Origin of the sequence: Enterobacter asburiae, from assembly GCF_008080435.1 — a bacterium.
GTDB classification, from domain to species: domain Bacteria; phylum Pseudomonadota; class Gammaproteobacteria; order Enterobacterales; family Enterobacteriaceae; genus Enterobacter; species Enterobacter asburiae_C.
On record NZ_VRKN01000010.1, the window covers coordinates 39264 to 58099 of the forward strand.

The window sequence follows — 18836 nt, forward strand, 5'->3', positions numbered from 1 at the left end:
ATGATTCGCTTTGAACACGTCAGCAAGGCCTATCTCGGTGGGAGACAAGCGCTGCAGGGGGTGACATTCCACCTGCAGCCGGGCGAGATGGCATTCCTGACCGGCCATTCCGGCGCGGGGAAAAGTACCCTGCTCAAGCTTATCTGTGGGATCGAGCGGCCAAGCGCCGGGAAAATCTTTTTCGGCGGCCATGAGATCAGCCGCCTGAAAAACCGCGAAGTGCCGTTCCTGCGTCGTCAGATCGGCATGATTTTCCAGGATCACCACCTGCTGATGGATCGCACCGTTTTCGATAACGTGGCCATTCCGCTGATTATTGCCGGTGCCAGCTATGACGATATCCGCCGTCGCGTCTCTGCGGCGCTGGATAAGGTCGGGCTGCTGGACAAAGCGAAGAACTTCCCGATCCAGCTCTCCGGCGGTGAACAGCAGCGTGTGGGCATCGCCCGCGCGGTGGTGAACAAGCCTGCGGTGCTGCTGGCGGATGAACCGACCGGTAACCTGGACGATGCCCTCTCCGAAGGGATTTTGCGTCTGTTTGAGGAATTCAACCGCGTAGGGGTCACGGTATTGATGGCGACGCACGACATCGGGCTCATTTCCCGTCGTTCGTACCGCATGCTGACCCTAAGCGACGGGCATTTGCACGGAGGCCACGGTGAACAAGCGTGATGCAATAAACCAGATTCGGCAGTTCGGAAACCGGTTTGACCGTTTCCGTAAGTCGCAGGGCGGTGGTGACGGCAATCGTAATGCGCCGAAGCGCCAGAAGGCCGCGCCAAAACCGGCCTCCCGAAAAACCAACGTGTTTAACGAGCAGGTGCGCTACGCTTTCCACGGCGCGCTGCAGGACCTGAAAAGCAAACCGCTGGCGACGTTCCTGACGGTGATGGTGATCGCCATCTCCCTGACGCTGCCAAGCGTCTGCTATATGGTCTATAAAAACGTCAACCAGGCGGCCTCACAGTATTATCCGTCCCCGCAGATCACGGTCTATCTGGATAAAGCGCTCGACGATAACGCCGCGGCGCAGGTGGTTGGGCAAATCCAGGCCGAGCAGGGCGTGGAGAAGGTCAACTATCTCTCACGTGAAGACGCGCTGGGCGAGTTCCGTAACTGGTCTGGCTTTGGCGGTGCACTGGATATGCTCGAAGAGAACCCGCTGCCCGCCGTGGCGGTGGTGATCCCGAAGCTGGATTTCCAGGGGACCGATTCGCTTAACACCCTGCGCGATCGCATCACGCGCATTAAGGGCATTGATGAAGTGCGCATGGATGACAGCTGGTTTGCGCGTCTCTCTGCCCTGACCGGGCTGGTAGGACGCGTCGCGGCGATGATTGGCGTGCTGATGGTGGCGGCGGTCTTCCTCGTCATTGGTAACAGCGTACGCCTGAGCATCTTTGCCCGTCGCGATACCATCAATGTGCAGAAACTGATTGGTGCGACGGATGGTTTCATCCTCCGACCGTTCCTTTACGGTGGCGCACTGCTCGGTTTTTCCGGCGCATTTCTTTCACTGATATTGTCAGAAATTTTGGTGATGCGGCTTTCATCTGCTGTGACTGAAGTGGCGCAGGTTTTCGGAACGAAGTTTGATATCAGTGGCTTAGGGTTCGATGAGTGCCTGTTACTGCTACTGGTTTGCTCGATGATTGGGTGGGTGGCAGCCTGGCTGGCAACCGTTCAACATTTACGTCACTTTACTCCCGACTAATAAAAGCGTGATATAATCTTTCCCTGCACTGAGATGTTCGCTCTGCAGGGAAAGCGTCCCTGTTGTCGCTTCCCCTGTTATCATTTCCATGTCACATTTTGTGCGTAATTTATTCACCGTTGCACCTGGAACTTGTGGATAAAATCACTGTCTGATAAAAGAGTGAATGCTAATCTCGTTGCTCAAACGCTTTGGCATGGTTGTTGCCTGACGGGGACGACCTGGACCAGAAGAAACATTGAGAGGAATGAATGACCAAAGAAATGCAAACTTTAGCTTTAGCCCCTGTTGGTAACCTGGAATCTTACATCCGGGCTGCGAACACCTGGCCGATGTTAACGGCCGAGGAAGAAAAGGAGCTTGCTGAAAAGCTGCATTACCAGGGCGATCTGGAAGCAGCGAAGAAGCTGATCCTGTCTCACCTGCGCTTTGTTGTTCACGTTGCTCGTAATTATGCGGGCTACGGCCTGCCGCAGGCGGACTTGATTCAGGAAGGTAACATCGGTCTGATGAAGGCTGTACGTCGCTTCAACCCGGAAGTGGGTGTGCGACTGGTCTCCTTCGCCGTACACTGGATCAAAGCAGAAATTCATGAATACGTGCTGCGCAACTGGCGTATCGTGAAAGTCGCCACGACAAAAGCGCAACGCAAACTGTTCTTCAACCTGCGTAAAGCCAAGCAGCGTCTGGGCTGGTTCAATCAGGATGAAGTGGAAATGGTGGCGCGCGAGCTGGGCGTGACCAGCAAAGACGTGCGTGAGATGGAATCCCGTATGGCCGCGCAGGACATGACCTTTGATATGTCCTCCGACGACGACGCCTCTGACAGCCAGCCGATGGCACCGGTTCTGTATCTGCAGGATAAAACCTCGAACTTTGCTGATGGCATCGAAGAGGATAACTGGGAAGATCAGGCCGCGAACAAGCTTACCCATGCGATGGAAGGCCTCGACGAACGTAGCCAGGATATTATCCGCGCCCGCTGGCTGGACGAAGACAACAAGTCCACGCTGCAGGAGCTGGCCGACCGCTACGGCGTTTCTGCGGAACGTGTCCGTCAGCTTGAAAAGAACGCCATGAAAAAACTTCGCGCCGCTATCGAAGCGTAATTTCCGCGAAGTATGCCGAGAACCCTCGAATGCAAATTCGGGGGTTTTGTTTTTTTAGCGCCCGCTCTGGCGAATTCCCTCCCCCTGGCAAACACTTACTGATGCGCTAAGCAGGCAACTTTCTCAGGGGGACAGGGTGAAAAATAACGAACTAAACGACCGGCGTTTACAGGCGACGCCGCGCGGCATCGGCGTGATGTGTAACTTCTATGCCGATAAAGCTGAAAACGCCACGGTGTGGGACGTGGAAGGCAACGAGTACATCGACTTCGCCGCCGGGATCGCGGTGCTGAATACCGGCCATCGCCATCCAAAAGTCATTTCCGCCATCGAAAAACAACTCCACGCGTTTACCCATACGGCGTACCAGATTGTGCCGTATGAGGGCTATGTCGCGCTTGCCGAGCGCATCAACCAGCGCGTACCTGTTGACGGTCCGGCTAAAACGGCGTTCTTCTCCACGGGGGCAGAAGCGGTCGAAAACGCGGTCAAAATTGCCCGGGCATACACCAGACGTCCCGGCCTTATCACCTTCGGCGGCGCGTTCCACGGCCGTACCTTTATGACCATGGCCCTGACCGGGAAAGTTGCGCCGTACAAGCTCGGCTTTGGCCCGTTCCCCGGTTCGGTGTATCACGCGCAGTATCCGAATGAACTGCACGGCGTCAGCACGTCGGAAGCGTTGAAAAGCCTGGAACGTCTCTTTAAAGCGGATATCGCACCCGACCAGGTCGCGGCGATTATTCTCGAACCGGTTCAGGGGGAGGGCGGTTTCAACATTGCGCCAGCTGATTTTATGCAGGCGTTGCGCGCCCTGTGCGACACCCACGGTATTTTGCTGATTGCCGACGAGGTGCAAAGCGGCTTCGCCCGTACCGGCAAGCTGTTCTCGATGGAACACCACTGCGTGAAGCCCGATCTGATCACCATGGCGAAAAGCCTGGCGGGCGGGATGCCGCTCTCAGCGGTGTCGGGCCGGGCAGAGGTCATGGACGCCCCTGCACCGGGCGGGCTGGGCGGTACCTACGCCGGGAACCCGCTGGCGATTGCGGCGGCGCATGCCGTGCTCGACGTGATTGATGAAGAGGATCTCTGCACGCGCTCGGCGCATCTTGGCCATCACCTGGTGGAAGTGCTGAACAAAGCGAAGGAACACTGCCCGTATATCGCTGACATTCGCGCGCAAGGCTCGATGGTGGCGGTGGAGTTTAACGATCCGCAAACGGGTCAGCCTTCGCCGGAATTTACCCGCCAGGTGCAGGAGCGCGCGTTGCAGGAAGGGCTGCTTCTTCTGAGCTGCGGCGTCTACGGCAACGTCATTCGTTTCCTCTATCCGCTCACTATCCCTGAAGTGCAGTTCCGTAAAGCGCTGGACATTATCTTCGCGTCGCTGACACGTTAAAGCCATATGCCCGGCGAAAATCCCTGCCGGGCCTATCATATATTCATTTCAAATTAGCTATTCCAAAATCATAAAAATCGGGTATGTTTTAGCAGAGTATGCTGAAAAAGCGCGGACAGCACACCTATAACTGACATAAAGCGCTGCACAACAACATCACAACAATCGTAATAACCATAATAATGGGGAATCTCAGGATGAACATGAAGGGTAAAGCGTTACTGGCAGGATGTATCGCGTTGGCATTCAGCACCATGGCACAGGCAGACATCAAGGTGGCTGTTGTTGGCGCAATGTCCGGTCCGGTAGCACAGTACGGCGACCAGGAATTTACGGGCGCTGAGCAGGCGGTTGCAGACATTAATGCTAAGGGCGGTATCAAAGGCGAAAAACTGCAGATCGTAAAATATGATGATGCCTGTGACCCGAAACAAGCGGTCGCGGTCGCGAACAAAGTGGTGAACGACGGGATCAAATACGTTATCGGCCACCTGTGCTCTTCCTCTACTCAGCCAGCGTCTGACATCTACGAAGACGAAGGTATTCTGATGATCACCCCGGCGGCGACTGCACCAGAGCTGACCGCGCGTGGTTACAAGCTGACCCTGCGTACCACCGGTCTGGACTCTGACCAGGGCCCAACCGCGGCGAAATACATCGTTGAAAAAGTGAAGCCGAAGCGCATTGCCATCGTTCATGACAAGCAGCAGTACGGTGAAGGTCTGGCGCGTTCAGTACAGGACAACCTCAAGAAAGCGAATGCCGACGTGGTGTTCTTCGACGGGATCACTGCCGGTGAGAAAGACTTCTCCACCCTGGTAGCGCGTCTGAAGAAAGAGAATATTGATTTCGTTTACTACGGTGGCTACCATCCGGAAATGGGTCAGATCCTGCGCCAGGCGCGCGCTGCGGGCCTGAAAACCCAGTTTATGGGCCCGGAAGGCGTGGCGAACGTGTCCCTGTCTAACATTGCGGGTGAATCAGCCGAAGGCCTGCTGGTGACCAAACCGAAGAACTACGACCAGGTCCCTGCGAACAAACCTATCGTAGATGCCATCAAGGCGAAGAAACAGGATCCAAGCGGCGCGTTCGTCTGGACCACCTACGCGGCGCTGCAGTCTCTGCAGGCGGGCCTGAACCAGTCAGCCGATCCGGCTGAAATTGCCACCTGGCTGAAAGCGAATACCGTCGAGACCGTCATGGGGCCACTCTCCTGGGACGCGAAGGGCGATCTGAAAGGCTTCGAGTTCGGCGTGTTTGACTGGCATGCTAACGGGACTGCTACTGACGCAAAATAGTACTGGTGCGGCCTGATGCCCTCACCCTAACCCTCTCCCACAGGGAGAGGGGATCGCTCGGTGTTCTCCCTCTCCCTGTGGGAGAGGGCCGGGGTGAGGGCATCACCCCAAACGCTTCTCCCACCCGCTCTCCTGCGCCGTAAACCCTAACGCCTGCATAAACGCCGCCATCACGCCGCGGTCTTCCACGCCCACGTCAGCCATCCACCATGAGGTTACGCTCGGGTTTTCACGGATCACTTCTTCAATTAAATACTGCCCCACCCCGCGACGACGGGTGACGTCACGTACGCGCAGCGAGTCCAGCGCCCCTTCCGTACCGCTCAGGGTTACGCGAACCGCAGCCAGCAGGCGCTCGTTAAAACGCGCGGCATAAATGCGGTGGGTCTCATCAACGCGAAGTGACGAAGGGGAATATTCCGGCCAGATCTTGCCCAGGTCGATATGATCCTGGTCGCTAAAGGTCACCAGACGCACGATAGTCAGTTTCATTAGCTACTTGTCCAAATCAGATTGAGTAGGGGCAGTGTACTCAATTTATTCACTCAGCGGCTTCCTCTTTTTATTCTCATTAACCAGGTGATTAGTTTTTTGGCAACGCGATGGGCAGTTTGAAAACACATGGATCGAAAAATAAGCAGAATTTTAACCTGAGCGGTAGTGATTTATTCGGCGCTTTGTACCGTTATTTTATGCTGCAAACTGCACTTTTATTTGTTTATCTCTGCCTGATTTCAGAATATTATCTTTGCTTAATCGCCTGAAAAATAGAGATTTTAGTCTGGTTTTTGACAAAAACCTGCGCTAAACCATTAAAGGCACTGGTAAAAATAGCGTTGTTCATTAAAAGTACAGAATGCTTTTTAACCATAATAAAACAAAATATAAACACGACATCACGAATGGGGATTCAGAGATGAAAAGGAACGCGAAGACGTTAATCGCGGGGATGGTCGCACTGTCGATCTCGCATGCCGCTATGGCAGACGACATTAAAGTTGCGGTAGTGGGGGCGATGTCCGGCCCGGTTGCCCAGTGGGGTGACATGGAGTTCAACGGCGCGCGCCAGGCCATCAAAGACATCAACGCTAAGGGTGGCATCAAGGGCGACAAGCTGGTGGGCGTGGAATATGACGACGCCTGCGATCCGAAACAGGCCGTCGCGGTCGCCAACAAAATCGTCAACGACGGTATCCAGTATGTGATCGGCCACCTGTGCTCATCCTCCACCCAGCCTGCGTCTGATATCTACGAAGACGAAGGTATTCTGATGATCACCCCTGGCGCCACCAACCCGGAGCTGACCCAGCGCGGCTATCAGCACATCATGCGTACCGCCGGTCTGGACTCCTCGCAGGGGCCCACCGCCGCCAAATACATCCTCGACACCGTTAAGCCACAGCGCATTGCCATTATTCATGACAAACAGCAGTACGGCGAAGGCCTGGCGCGCTCCGTGCAGGACGGCCTGAAAAAAGGCGGCGCTAACATCGTCTTCTTCGACGGCATTACCGCCGGTGAGAAAGATTTCTCCGCGCTGATCGCCCGTCTGCAAAAAGAGAATATCGACTTCGTTTACTACGGCGGCTACTACCCGGAGATGGGCCAGATGCTGCGCCAGGCGCGCGCGACTGGTCTGAAAACCCAGTTTATGGGGCCAGAGGGCGTGGGCAATGCCTCCCTGTCAAACATCGCGGGGGATTCTGCCGAAGGCATGCTGGTGACGATGCCAAAACGCTATGACCAGGATCCGGCCAACAAGGCTATCGTGGATGCGCTCAAGGCGCAGAAGAAAGATCCGAGTGGTCCGTACGTCTGGATCACCTATGCGGCCGTGCAGTCTCTGGCCACCGCGCTGGATCGCTCCGGCAGCAAAGAACCGCTGGATCTGGTGAAAGATTTAAAAGCACACGGGGCGAACACCGTGATTGGGCCGCTGAACTGGGATGAGAAAGGCGATCTGAAGGGATTTGAGTTTGGTGTCTTTAAGTGGCACGCCGACGGTTCGTCCTCGGCCGCAAAATAATTATCCCACCGCCCGGACTGACGGGCGGGTATAAAAAGGTTTGCATATGTCCGAGCAGTTTCTCTATTTCCTGCAGCAGATGTTTAACGGCGTCACGCTGGGAAGCACCTACGCGCTGATCGCCATCGGCTACACGATGGTTTACGGCATTATCGGCATGATCAACTTCGCCCACGGCGAGGTGTACATGATCGGTAGTTACGTCTCCTTTATGATTATCGCCGCGCTGATGATGATGGGCATCGACAGCAGCTGGCTGCTGGTCGCCGCCGGCTTTGTTGGCGCGATTGTGATTGCCAGCGCCTACGGCTGGAGCATCGAACGCGTGGCCTACCGGCCGGTGCGCAGCTCCAAGCGTCTGATTGCGCTGATTTCCGCGATCGGGATGTCGATCTTCCTGCAAAACTACGTCAGCCTGACCGAAGGTTCGCGCGACGTGGCGCTGCCAAGCCTGTTTAACGGCCAGTGGATTGTAGGGGCCAGCGAAAACTTCTCGGCCTCTATCACCACCATGCAGCTGGTGATCTGGGTCGTGACCTTTATTGCAATGCTCGCCCTGACGCTGTTCATCCGCTACTCGCGTATGGGACGCGCCTGCCGCGCGTGTGCAGAAGACCTGAAGATGGCGAGCCTGCTCGGCATCAACACCGACCGCGTCATTGCCCTGACCTTCGTGATTGGCGCCGCGATGGCGGCGGTGGCGGGTGTCCTGCTCGGCCAGTTCTACGGCGTAATCAACCCGTACATCGGCTTTATGGCCGGGATGAAAGCCTTCACCGCGGCGGTACTGGGCGGTATCGGCAGTATTCCGGGCGCGATGATCGGCGGCCTGATCCTGGGCGTAGCCGAAGCGCTCTCCTCGGCGTACCTGAGCACCGAATATAAAGATGTGGTGTCGTTTGCCCTGCTGATTCTGGTTCTGCTGGTGATGCCTACCGGTATTCTGGGCCGTCCGGAGGTAGAGAAAGTATGAAACCGATGCATTTTGCAATGGCGCTGCTCTCTGCCGCCATGTTCTTCGTGCTGGCGGGTGTCTTTATGGGCGTCCAGTTAGGTCTGGACGGCACGAAGCTGGTGGTGGATACCGCCCCCGACATCCGCTGGCAGTGGGTGTTTATCGGCACTGCCGTGGTATTCCTGTTCCAGCTGCTGCGTCCGCTGTTCCAGAAGACGCTGAAAAACGTCTCCGGGCCGAAATTCGTGCTGCCGGCAATCGACGGCTCAACCGTTAAGCAAAAGCTGTTCCTCGTGGCGCTGCTGGTAGCTGCCGTGGCGTGGCCGTTTGTGGTGTCTCGTGGCACTGTGGATATCGCCACCCTGACCATGATCTACGTAATTCTGGGTCTCGGTCTGAACGTGGTGGTGGGTCTGTCAGGACTGCTCGTGTTGGGTTACGGCGGCTTCTACGCCATCGGCGCCTATACCTTCGCGCTGCTGAACCACTATTACGGTCTCGGCTTCTGGACCTGCCTGCCGCTGGCGGGGCTGGTCTCTGCCGCGGCGGGCTTCCTGCTTGGCTTCCCGGTGCTGCGCCTGCGCGGTGACTACCTGGCGATTGTGACCTTGGGCTTCGGCGAAATTGTCCGTATCCTGCTGCTGAACAACACCGAAGTGACCGGCGGCCCGAACGGCATTAGCCAGATCCCGAAACCGACCTTTTTCGGCCTGGAGTTCAGCCGTACCGCCCGCGAAGGCGGCTGGGACACCTTCAGTAACTTCTTCGGCGTGAAGTATGACCCGTCCGACCGCGTGATTTGGCTCTATCTGGTGGCGCTGCTGCTGGTGGTGATTACCCTGTTCGTGATTAACCGTCTGCTACGCATGCCGCTGGGCCGCGCGTGGGAAGCGCTGCGTGAAGATGAGATCGCCTGCCGCTCCCTGGGCCTGAACCCGACCCGCATCAAGCTGACCGCGTTCACCATCAGCGCCGCGTTTGCCGGTTTCGCCGGAACGCTGTTTGCCGCGCGTCAGGGCTTCGTCAGCCCGGAATCGTTCACCTTTGCCGAATCCGCCTTTGTGCTGGCGATTGTGGTGCTGGGCGGGATGGGCTCGCAGTTCGCCGTTATCCTCGCGGCCATCCTGCTGGTGGTCTCGCGTGAACTGATGCGCGACTTTAACGAATACAGCATGCTGATGCTGGGTGGTTTGATGGTGCTGATGATGATCTGGCGTCCGCAGGGTCTGCTGCCGATGACCCGTCCACAGCTGAAGCTGAAACGCACTCAGGCGAAAGGAGAGCAGGCATGAAGCCTTTATTATCCGTTAACGGTCTGATGATGCGTTTTGGCGGCCTGCTGGCGGTCAATAACGTGAATCTGGATCTGCACAAGAAAGAGATTGTCTCCCTGATTGGCCCGAACGGCGCGGGAAAGACCACGGTCTTTAACTGTCTGACCGGCTTCTACAAGCCGACGGGTGGCACCATCATGCTGCGCGACCAGCACCTGGAAGGGCTGCCGGGCCAGCAGATTGCCCGTATGGGCGTGGTGCGTACCTTCCAGCACGTGCGCCTGTTCCGCGAGATGACGGTGATTGAGAATCTGCTGGTGGCACAGCATCAGCAGTTGAAAACCGGGCTGTTCTCCGGCCTGCTGAAAACCCCGGCCTTCCGCCGCGCGCAGGATGAAGCGCTTGACCGCGCCGCTACCTGGCTCGACCGAATTGGCCTGCTGCAGCACGCCAACCGTCAGGCGAGCAACCTGGCCTACGGCGATCAGCGTCGTCTGGAGATTGTGCGCTGCATGGTGACGCAGCCGGAAATCCTGATGCTCGACGAACCGGCGGCAGGGCTCAACCCGAAAGAGACTAAAGAGCTGGACGAGCTGATTGCCGAGCTGCGCGATAGTCACGACACCACCATCCTGCTGATCGAACACGATATGAAGCTGGTGATGGGCATTTCTGACCGTATCTACGTGGTAAACCAGGGCACGCCGCTGGCAAACGGCACGCCGGAAGAGATCCGCAACAACCCGGACGTGATCCGCGCATACCTTGGTGAGGCATAAGATGGAAAAAGCGATGTTAACGTTCGACAAGGTCAATGCGCACTACGGCAAGATCCAGGCGCTGCACGACGTCAGCCTGCATATCAATCAGGGTGAAATCGTGACCCTGATTGGTGCTAACGGCGCGGGCAAAACCACGCTGCTCGGCACCTTGTGCGGCGACCCGCGCGCCACCAGCGGGCGGATTGTGTTCGATGGCAAAGACATTACCGACTGGCAGACCGCCAGAATCATGCGCGAGGCGGTGGCGATTGTTCCGGAAGGGCGCCGCGTCTTCTCCCGCATGACGGTGGAAGAGAACCTGGCGATGGGCGGCTTCTTTGCCCACCGCGATGAATACCAGACCCGCATCAAGTGGGTATATGAACTCTTCCCGCGTCTGTGGGAGCGCCGCATCCAGCGTGCGGGTACCATGTCCGGCGGTGAGCAGCAGATGCTGGCGATTGGCCGCGCGCTGATGAGCCAGCCGCGTCTGCTGCTGCTGGACGAACCGTCGCTCGGTCTGGCGCCGATCATCATTCAGCAGATCTTCGACACCATCGAACAGTTGCGTAAAGAGGGGATGACCATCTTCCTCGTCGAGCAGAACGCCAACCAGGCGCTGAAGCTGGCCGACCGTGGCTACGTGCTGGAGAACGGCCGCGTGGTGCTGGAGGATACCGGCGACGCGCTGCTGGCGAACGAGGCGGTGCGGAGCGCGTATTTAGGCGGTTAATCGCGTTTCCCCCTCACCCTAACCCTCTCCCGCAGGGAGAGGGAATCGATCGCTTTTCTCCCTCTCCCTGTGGGAGAGGGTCGGGGTGAGGGCACCAGACCGCACCCAATCCAACACACCCAACCCCCCTTCACACAACCATCATCCCCCTGACGCCTGGCTGTCACCTATCTGTAAGCAAACAGTTATTTTTCTGTCATTCGAGCATGTCATGTTACCTCGCGAGCATAAAACGCGTGATATCGCGCATCCGGCACAATAAGAGAGATGACAATGACATCGTTACGACACACAGCTTTGGGTCTGGCACTGGGTCTGGCTTTTGCGACGAACGCAATGGCTGTCACCACTATTCCGTTCTGGCATTCCATGGAAGGGGAGTTGGGTAAAGAAGTTGACTCCCTGGCGCAGCGTTTCAACGACACCCATCCGGATTACAAAATTGTGCCGGTGTACAAAGGCAACTACGAACAGAGCCTGAGCGCGGGCATCGCCGCCTTCCGTACCGGTAACGCGCCAGCGCTGTTACAGGTTTATGAAGTGGGTACCGCCACCATGATGGCCTCCAAAGCCATCAAGCCGGTCTATGAAGTGTTCAAAGACGCGGGCATTACCTTCGACGAATCGCAGTTCGTGCCGACCGTAGCGGGTTACTACACGGATTCCAAAACCGGCCATCTGCTGTCTCAGCCGTTTAACAGCTCTACGCCGGTGCTGTACTACAACAAAGACGCCTTCAAGAAAGCCGGTTTAGACCCGGAACAACCACCAAAAACCTGGCAGGACCTGGCGGAGTACACCGCGAAACTGAAAGCCGCAGGCATGAAGTGCGGCTACGCCAGCGGCTGGCAGGGCTGGATCCAGATTGAAAACTTCAGCGCCTGGCACGGTCTGCCGGTTGCCACCAAAAACAACGGCTTCGACGGCACCGATGCGGTACTGGAGTTCAACAAGCCGGAGCAGGTGAAGCACATCGCGCTGCTGGAAGAACTCAACAAGAAGGGCGATTTCAGCTACTTCGGGCGTAAAGACGAATCCACCGAGAAGTTCTACAACGGCGACTGCGCCATTACCACCGCCTCGTCCGGCTCGCTGGCGGATATCCGTCACTACGCCAAATTCAACTACGGCGTGGGCATGATGCCGTATGACGCTGACGTGAAGGGTGCGCCGCAGAACGCCATTATCGGCGGGGCGAGCCTGTGGGTGATGCAGGGTAAAGACAAGGGCACCTACAAAGGGGTGGCCGAGTTCCTCGACTTCCTGGCGAAGCCTGAAAACGCCGCCGAATGGCACCAGAAGACCGGCTACCTGCCGATCACCAAAGCCGCGTATGACCTGACCCGCGAGCAGGGCTTCTACAGCAAGAACCCAGGGGCGGACATCGCGACGCGCCAGATGCTGAACAAGCCGCCGTTGCCGTTCACCAAAGGCCTGCGTCTGGGCAATATGCCGCAGATCCGCACCATCGTGGATGAAGAGCTGGAAAGCGTGTGGACCGGTAAGAAAACGCCACAGCAGGCGCTGGACTCTGCGGTAGAGCGCGGAAATCAGCTGCTGCGCCGCTTTGAGCAGTCGACGAAATCGTAAAAAAATGCCCGGTGACGAGTAGCGATCCGGGCCTACGAATTAATGCGGTCTGATGCCCTCACCCCAACCCTCTCCCACAGGGAGAGGGAGAAAACCGAAATCGCCACCCGGCATTGTTCAGGAACCAAATCTCAATGTCATCATCCCGTCCGGTGTTCCGTTCCCGCTGGCTGCCCTATCTTCTGGTCGCGCCGCAGCTGGTCATCACCGTTATCTTCTTTATCTGGCCTGCGGGTGAAGCGCTGTGGTACTCGGTACAAAGCGTCGATCCGTTCGGGCTGTCAAGCCAGTTTGTTGGCCTGGACAACTTTACCGCGCTGTTCCATGACAGCTACTACCTGGATTCCTTCTGGACGACGATGAAGTTCAGCGCGCTGGTGACCGTCAGCGGTCTGGTGGCGTCGTTGTTCTTCGCCGCGCTGGTGGATTACGTAGTGCGCGGCAGCCGTATTTATCAGACGCTGATGCTGCTGCCTTACGCCGTGGCCCCCGCCGTGGCGGCCGTATTGTGGATCTTCCTGTTTAACCCTGGCCGCGGGCTGATTACCCACTTCCTGGCAGAACTGGGTTACGACTGGAACCACGCCCAGAACAGCGGCCAGGCGATGTTCCTGGTGGTGTTCGCCTCGGTGTGGAAGCAGATCAGCTACAACTTCCTGTTCTTCTTTGCCGCGCTGCAGTCCATTCCTCGCTCGCTGGTGGAAGCGGCGGCGATTGATGGCGCAGGCCCGATCCGCCGTTTCTTTAAGCTTTCGCTACCGCTGATCGCCCCGGTGAGTTTCTTCCTGCTGGTGGTGAACCTGGTTTATGCCTTCTTCGACACCTTCCCGGTGATCGATGCGGCGACCGCAGGCGGCCCGGTGCAGGCGACAACGACGCTTATCTATAAGATCTACCGCGAAGGCTTCGCCGGTCTGGATCTTTCTGCCTCTGCCGCGCAGTCTGTCGTGCTGATGTTCCTCGTCATCATCCTCACGGTGGTGCAGTTCCGCTATGTCGAAAGTAAGGTGCGCTACCAATGATTGAGAACCGTCCCGGGCTGACGATTTTCAGCCATACCATGCTGATTTTAGGGATCATCGTCATCCTCTTCCCGCTGTACGTGGCATTTGTCGCCGCCACGCTGGACACTAAAGCGGTGTTCGACACGCCGATGACGCTGATCCCCGGCGGGCACCTTTTCGAGAACATGAAGACCATCTGGACCCAGGGCGTGGGCGCTAACAGCGCACCGTTCTGGTTGATGATGCTCAACAGCTTCATCATGGCGTTTGGCATTACGGTCGGCAAAATCACGGTGTCGATGCTCTCGGCTTTCGCCATCGTCTGGTTCCGCTTTCCGCTGCGCAACCTCTTCTTCTGGATGATCTTCATCACCCTGATGCTGCCGGTGGAAGTACGTATCTTCCCGACGGTAGAAGTGATCGCCAACCTGAAGATGCTCGACAGCTATGCGGGGTTAACCCTGCCGCTGATGGCCTCGGCGACCGCCACCTTCCTGTTCCGCCAGTTCTTTATGACCCTGCCGGACGAGCTGATCGAAGCCGCGCGCATCGACGGCGCGTCGCCGATGCGCTTCTTCCGCGACATCGTGCTGCCGCTGTCGAAAACCAACCTTGCGGCGCTGTTTGTGATCACCTTTATCTACGGCTGGAACCAGTATCTGTGGCCGCTGCTGATTATTCAGGACGTCAATCTCGGCACCGCCGTGGCGGGCATCAAAGGCATGATCGCCACTGGCGAAGGCACTACCCTCTGGAACCAGGTAATGGCGGCGATGCTGCTCACCCTTATCCCACCCGTAGTCATTGTTTTAGCCATGCAGCGTGCGTTTGTCCGTGGCCTGGTCGATAGCGAGAAATAAGATGGCAGGTTTAAAATTACAGGCAGTCACCAAAAGCTGGGATGGTAAAACCCAGGTTATTCAGCCGTTAACGCTCGACGTGGCGGACGGCGAGTTCATCGTGATGGTCGGCCCGTCCGGCTGCGGCAAATCCACGCTGCTGCGCATGGTGGCGGGGCTGGAGCGCGTGACCTCCGGGGATATCTGGATTGACCGCCAGCGTGTTACCGAGATGGAGCCAAAAGATCGCGGCATCGCGATGGTGTTCCAGAACTACGCTCTCTATCCGCACATGAGCGTGGAGGAGAACATGGCCTGGGGGCTGAAAATTCGCGGCATGGGCAAAGGCCATATCGAGGAGCGTGTGAAAGAAGCGGCACGCATTCTGGAGCTGGACGGCCTGCTCAAGCGCCGCCCGCGCGAGCTGTCCGGTGGGCAGCGCCAGCGCGTGGCGATGGGGCGCGCCATCGTGCGCGACCCGGCGGTATTCCTGTTCGACGAGCCGCTCTCTAACCTCGACGCCAAGCTGCGCGTGCAGATGCGCCTTGAGCTGCAGCAACTGCACCGTCGTCTGAAAACCACCTCCTTGTACGTGACGCACGATCAGGTCGAAGCCATGACCCTCGCCCAGCGTGTGATGGTGATGAACAAGGGCATCGCCGAACAGATTGGCACTCCGGTAGAAGTGTACGAGAAACCGGCCAGCCGCTTTGTGGCGAGCTTTATCGGCAGCCCGGCAATGAACCTGCTGGAAGGGCGTATCAGCAGCGCGGGCACGCATTTTGAACTGGAAAGCGGGATGGCATTGCCGATCAACTGGTACTATCGTGGCTACGCCGGGCGTAAAATGACGCTCGGTATCCGCCCCGAGCATATCGGTTTAACCTCTCAGGCGGACGGCGGCGTGCCGCTGGTGATGGACACGCTGGAGATGTTGGGTGCAGATAACCTGGCGCACGGGCGCTGGGGCGAGCAAAAAATGGTGGTGCGCCTGGCTCATCAGGAGCGCCCTAAAGCCGGCAGCACGCTGTGGCTGCACCTGCCGGAAAATCACCTGCACTTATTTGACGGTGAAACAGGACAACGAGTATGAGCAACTGGCCTTATCCCCACGTCGTCGCCCACCGGGGCGGCGGTAAGCTGGCGCCGGAAAACACCCTGGCGGCTATCGACACCGGCGCGTATTACGGTCACACGATGATCGAGTTCGACGCCAAGCTGTCGAAAGACGGCGAAATTTTCCTGCTGCACGACGACAACCTCGAACGTACCAGCAACGGCTGGGGCGTGGCGGGTGAACTGCCGTGGCGCGATCTGCTGAAAGTGGACGCCGGAAGCTGGTACAGCGGAGAATTCAAAGGTGAACCGCTGCCGCTGCTGGCGGAAGTGGCCGATCGCTGTCGCCAGCATGGCATGATGGCCAATATTGAAATCAAACCGACCACCGGCACCGGGCCGCTGACGGGCAAAGTGATTGCGCTGGCCGCGCGCGAGCTGTGGGAAGGGATGACCGCGCCGCTGCTCTCCTCGTTTGAGATCGATGCTCTGGAAGCGGCACAGGCAGCCGTGCCTGAGCTGCCGCGCGGGCTGCTGCTTGACGAGTGGCGCGAGGACTGGCGCGAGCTGACGACTCGCTTAGCGTGTGTCTCTATCCATCTCAATCACAAGCTGCTGGATGAGGTGCGGGTAAAGATGCTGAAAGACGCGGGTCTGCATATTCTGGTCTACACCGTTAACAAACCCCAGCGTGCAGCCGAACTGCTGCGCTGGGGCGTGGACAGCATCTGTACCGATGCGATCGACCTGATCGGCCCGGATTTTAGTTCTGCGGATTAAGCATACTGCCATTCGACTGCGGCGGCAGCATATGCTGCTGTCCGCTGCCTGACGATGTCATCCCCCCTAACATCCCGCCGTTTTTATTCGGCAGCGGCTGCTCACGGACCTGCCCCTGCTGCACGCGCTGGGTGTTGGCGTTCATCTGATTTTGCAGGCTTTGCTGCTGCATTTGGGTCTGCGTTTTAAGCTGCTGATTAAGCATCCCTTTCTGCTGCTGTTGCTGGCTCATCATCTCGGTCTGCATACGCTGCTGGCTCGGGATAACATAACCCTGCTGGTTCGGGTTGTTCATGGTGTTGAGTGGCTGTGCGAGCGCGGCAAACGGGATCAGCGCCGTAAGAATCATCAAGCGTTTCATTGTCATTTCCTCCTTTTGAGGTCTCTCTTAAGTTTACCCTGATTTCACCATGACGATGATTTTTTAGGAGTTGTGAACCAGGCTTAAGCGGGGAATATGGATCCCTTCACCTGGAGAACAATAATGATGAAACCAACGTTTTTGCGCTGGGTCGCCATCGCCGCGCTGATGGCAGGCGGTACATTTAGCGTGGCGGCGAACCCGCCAGCGGCGCCTCCGGTCTCTTACGGCGTGGAGGAAGATGTTTTTCATCCCGTGCGGGCAACCCATGGCATGGTGGCGTCAGTGGATGCGCTGGCAACAAAAGTGGGCGTCGATATTCTCAAACAGGGCGGTAACGCGGTGGATGCAGCGGTCGCCGTCGGCTATGCGCTGGCGGTGACGCATCCGCAGGCGGGTAACCTGGGTGGTGGTGGCTTTATGATGCTGCGCACCAAAGATGGCAAAACGACGGCCATCGACTTCCGCGAGATGGCGCCTGCTCAGGCGTCCCGCGATATGTTCCTCGACGATCAGGGTAACCCTGACAGCAAAAAATCCCTGACCTCCCATCTCGCCTCCGGCACGCCGGGCACCGTCGCGGGCTTCTCGCTGGCGCTGGAAAAATACGGCACCCTGCCGCTGAATAAAGTGGTGCAGCCTGCCATCAAGCTGGCGCGGGATGGCTTTGTGGTAAACGATGCGCTGGCGGACGATCTCAAGACCTACGGCAGCGAAGTCATTCCGAATCATGAAAACAGCAAAGCGATCTTCTGGAAAGACGGTGAGCCGCTGAAGAAGGGCGATAAGCTGGTGCAGAAGAACCTCGCCAAAAGCCTGGAGCTGATTGCGGAGCACGGTCCGGACGCCTTCTACAAAGGGGTTATTGCCGACCAGATTGCGGAAGAGATGCAAAAGAACGGCGGGCTTATCACCAAAGCGGATTTGGCGGAATACAAGGCGGTGGAGCGCGAGCCGATTAGCGGCACCTATCGCGGGTACGAGGTCTTTTCCATGCCGCCACCGTCCTCCGGCGGGATCCACATCGTGCAGATCCTCAACATTCTTGAAAACTTTGATATGCATAAGTTCGGCTTCGGCAGTGCGGACGCCATGCAGGTGATGGCGGAAGCGGAAAAACGCGCCTACGCCGATCGGTCGGAATATCTCGGCGATCCGGACTTCGTGAAGGTGCCGTGGCAGGCGCTGACCAACAAGGCGTATGCCAAATCCATTGCCGATCAGATCGATATCAACAAGGCCAGGCCGTCGAGCGAGATCCGCCCCGGCAAGCTGGCGCCGTATGAAAGCAACCAGACCACCCACTTCTCGGTGGTGGATAAAGACGGTAACGCGGTGGCGGTGACCTATACGCTTAATACCACCTTCGGTACCGGGATTGTGGCGGGTAACAGCGGCATTCTGCTGAACAACGAGATGGATGACTTCTCTGCCAAACCGGGCGTGCCGAACGTCTATGGGCTTGTGGGCGGCGATGCGAATGCGGTAGGGCCGAAGAAGCGTCCGTTGTCGTCCATGTCGCCTACCATCGTCGTGAAAGACGGGAAAACCTGGCTGGTGACCGGCAGCCCTGGCGGCAGCCGTATTATCACTACCGTGCTGCAGATGGTGGTGAACAGCATCGACTTTGGGATGAATGTCGCCGAAGCGACCAACGCCCCGCGTTTCCATCACCAGTGGCTGCCGGACGAGCTGCGCGTCGAGAAAGGCTTTAGCCCGGACACCATCAAGCTGCTGGAGCAGCGCGGGCAGAAGGTGGCGGTGAAAGAGGCGATGGGCAGCACCCAGAGCATTATGGTGGGCCCAGACGGGGCGCTGTTTGGCGCTTCCGATCCGCGTTCGGTGGATGATTTGTCGGCGGGGTATTGATGTGTTGCCGGGTGGCGGCTTCGCCTTACCCGGCCTACGTTTTTCATTCCCTCTCCCTGTGGGAG

Annotated in this window: 18 protein-coding genes; 16 read left to right on the top strand and 2 right to left on the bottom strand. The window is 57.7% G+C overall.

Translation table 11 applies throughout. The annotated features are described in order from the left end of the window. From ftsE to livJ, 5 genes are all read left to right on the top strand, one after another. Positions 1-672, top strand: coding sequence for a cell division ATP-binding protein FtsE (gene ftsE / locus FU672_RS17720; protein ID WP_023310016.1), 672 nt, complete (start codon positions 1-3; stop codon positions 670-672). Continuing rightward, the gene (gene ftsX, locus FU672_RS17725) at positions 659-1714 is read left to right on the top strand and encodes a permease-like cell division protein FtsX (protein ID WP_028017960.1); all 1056 of its coding nucleotides are present in this window, start codon (positions 659-661) and stop codon (positions 1712-1714) included. Before ftsE ends, ftsX begins: the two co-directional genes overlap by 14 nt. Before the next feature lie 251 nt (positions 1715-1965). Then, positions 1966-2823, top strand: coding sequence for an RNA polymerase sigma factor RpoH (gene rpoH, locus FU672_RS17730; protein ID WP_148244235.1), 858 nt, complete (start codon positions 1966-1968; stop codon positions 2821-2823). 136 nt (positions 2824-2959) lie between these two features. Then, positions 2960-4225, top strand: coding sequence for a 4-aminobutyrate--2-oxoglutarate transaminase (locus tag FU672_RS17735; RefSeq protein WP_148244236.1), 1266 nt, complete (start codon positions 2960-2962; stop codon positions 4223-4225). Positions 4226-4422: 197 nt separating this feature from the next. After that, on the top strand, positions 4423-5523 hold the full coding sequence (livJ, locus tag FU672_RS17740; protein ID WP_072163886.1) for a branched chain amino acid ABC transporter substrate-binding protein LivJ: 1101 nt from the start codon (positions 4423-4425) through the stop codon (positions 5521-5523). A 102-nt stretch (positions 5524-5625) separates the two neighbouring features. Here the strand turns inward: livJ and panM are convergent, their stop codons facing one another. Beyond that, on the bottom strand, positions 5626-6015 hold the full coding sequence (gene panM / locus FU672_RS17745; protein ID WP_024906695.1) for an aspartate 1-decarboxylase autocleavage activator PanM: 390 nt from the start codon (positions 6013-6015) through the stop codon (positions 5626-5628). Between the two features lie 424 nt (positions 6016-6439). Between panM and livK the strand changes: the two genes are divergently transcribed. The 10 genes from livK (at position 6440) to ugpQ (ending at position 16541) form a co-directional block, all read left to right on the top strand. Beyond that, the gene (livK, locus tag FU672_RS17755) at positions 6440-7549 is read left to right on the top strand and encodes a high-affinity branched-chain amino acid ABC transporter substrate-binding protein LivK (RefSeq protein WP_029741814.1); all 1110 of its coding nucleotides are present in this window, start codon (positions 6440-6442) and stop codon (positions 7547-7549) included. A 46-nt stretch (positions 7550-7595) separates the two neighbouring features. Beyond that, positions 7596-8522, top strand: coding sequence for a high-affinity branched-chain amino acid ABC transporter permease LivH (gene livH, locus FU672_RS17760; protein WP_013099131.1), 927 nt, complete (start codon positions 7596-7598; stop codon positions 8520-8522). Beyond that, positions 8519-9796, top strand: coding sequence for a high-affinity branched-chain amino acid ABC transporter permease LivM (locus tag FU672_RS17765; RefSeq protein ID WP_148244237.1), 1278 nt, complete (start codon positions 8519-8521; stop codon positions 9794-9796). Before livH ends, FU672_RS17765 begins: the two co-directional genes overlap by 4 nt. After that, complete coding sequence (gene livG / locus FU672_RS17770; protein WP_023334148.1) at positions 9793-10557, top strand: high-affinity branched-chain amino acid ABC transporter ATP-binding protein LivG; 765 nt, start codon at positions 9793-9795, stop codon at positions 10555-10557. Before FU672_RS17765 ends, livG begins: the two co-directional genes overlap by 4 nt. Position 10558: 1 nt before the next feature. Beyond that, positions 10559-11272 (top strand): high-affinity branched-chain amino acid ABC transporter ATP-binding protein LivF, encoded by a 714-nt coding sequence (livF, locus tag FU672_RS17775; protein ID WP_008500102.1) that lies wholly within the window; start codon positions 10559-10561, stop codon positions 11270-11272. Between the two features lie 273 nt (positions 11273-11545). Next, complete coding sequence (gene ugpB, locus FU672_RS17780) at positions 11546-12862, top strand: sn-glycerol-3-phosphate ABC transporter substrate-binding protein UgpB (protein WP_148244238.1); 1317 nt, start codon at positions 11546-11548, stop codon at positions 12860-12862. Positions 12863-12996: 134 nt separating this feature from the next. After that, positions 12997-13884, top strand: coding sequence for a sn-glycerol-3-phosphate ABC transporter permease UgpA (gene ugpA, locus FU672_RS17785; RefSeq protein ID WP_148244239.1), 888 nt, complete (start codon positions 12997-12999; stop codon positions 13882-13884). Continuing rightward, positions 13881-14726, top strand: a complete 846-nt coding sequence (gene ugpE / locus FU672_RS17790; protein WP_148244240.1) for a sn-glycerol-3-phosphate ABC transporter permease UgpE — start codon at positions 13881-13883, stop codon at positions 14724-14726. The genes ugpA and ugpE overlap by 4 nt, the downstream gene beginning before the upstream one ends. 1 nt (position 14727) lies before the next feature. Beyond that, on the top strand, positions 14728-15798 hold the full coding sequence (locus tag FU672_RS17795; RefSeq protein ID WP_148244241.1) for a sn-glycerol-3-phosphate import ATP-binding protein UgpC: 1071 nt from the start codon (positions 14728-14730) through the stop codon (positions 15796-15798). Further along, positions 15795-16541, top strand: coding sequence for a glycerophosphodiester phosphodiesterase (gene ugpQ / locus FU672_RS17800; protein ID WP_148244242.1), 747 nt, complete (start codon positions 15795-15797; stop codon positions 16539-16541). Before FU672_RS17795 ends, ugpQ begins: the two co-directional genes overlap by 4 nt. Here ugpQ and FU672_RS17805 read toward each other — a convergent pair. Next, positions 16525-16902: a DUF2756 family protein gene (locus tag FU672_RS17805; RefSeq protein ID WP_061716143.1), complete on the bottom strand. Its 378-nt coding sequence runs from the start codon at positions 16900-16902 to the stop codon at positions 16525-16527. The genes ugpQ and FU672_RS17805 overlap by 17 nt on opposite strands. A 126-nt stretch (positions 16903-17028) precedes the next feature. Between FU672_RS17805 and ggt the strand changes: the two genes are divergently transcribed. Continuing rightward, complete coding sequence (ggt, locus tag FU672_RS17810) at positions 17029-18771, top strand: gamma-glutamyltransferase (protein WP_148244292.1); 1743 nt, start codon at positions 17029-17031, stop codon at positions 18769-18771. Positions 18772-18836: the final 65 nt, after the last annotated feature.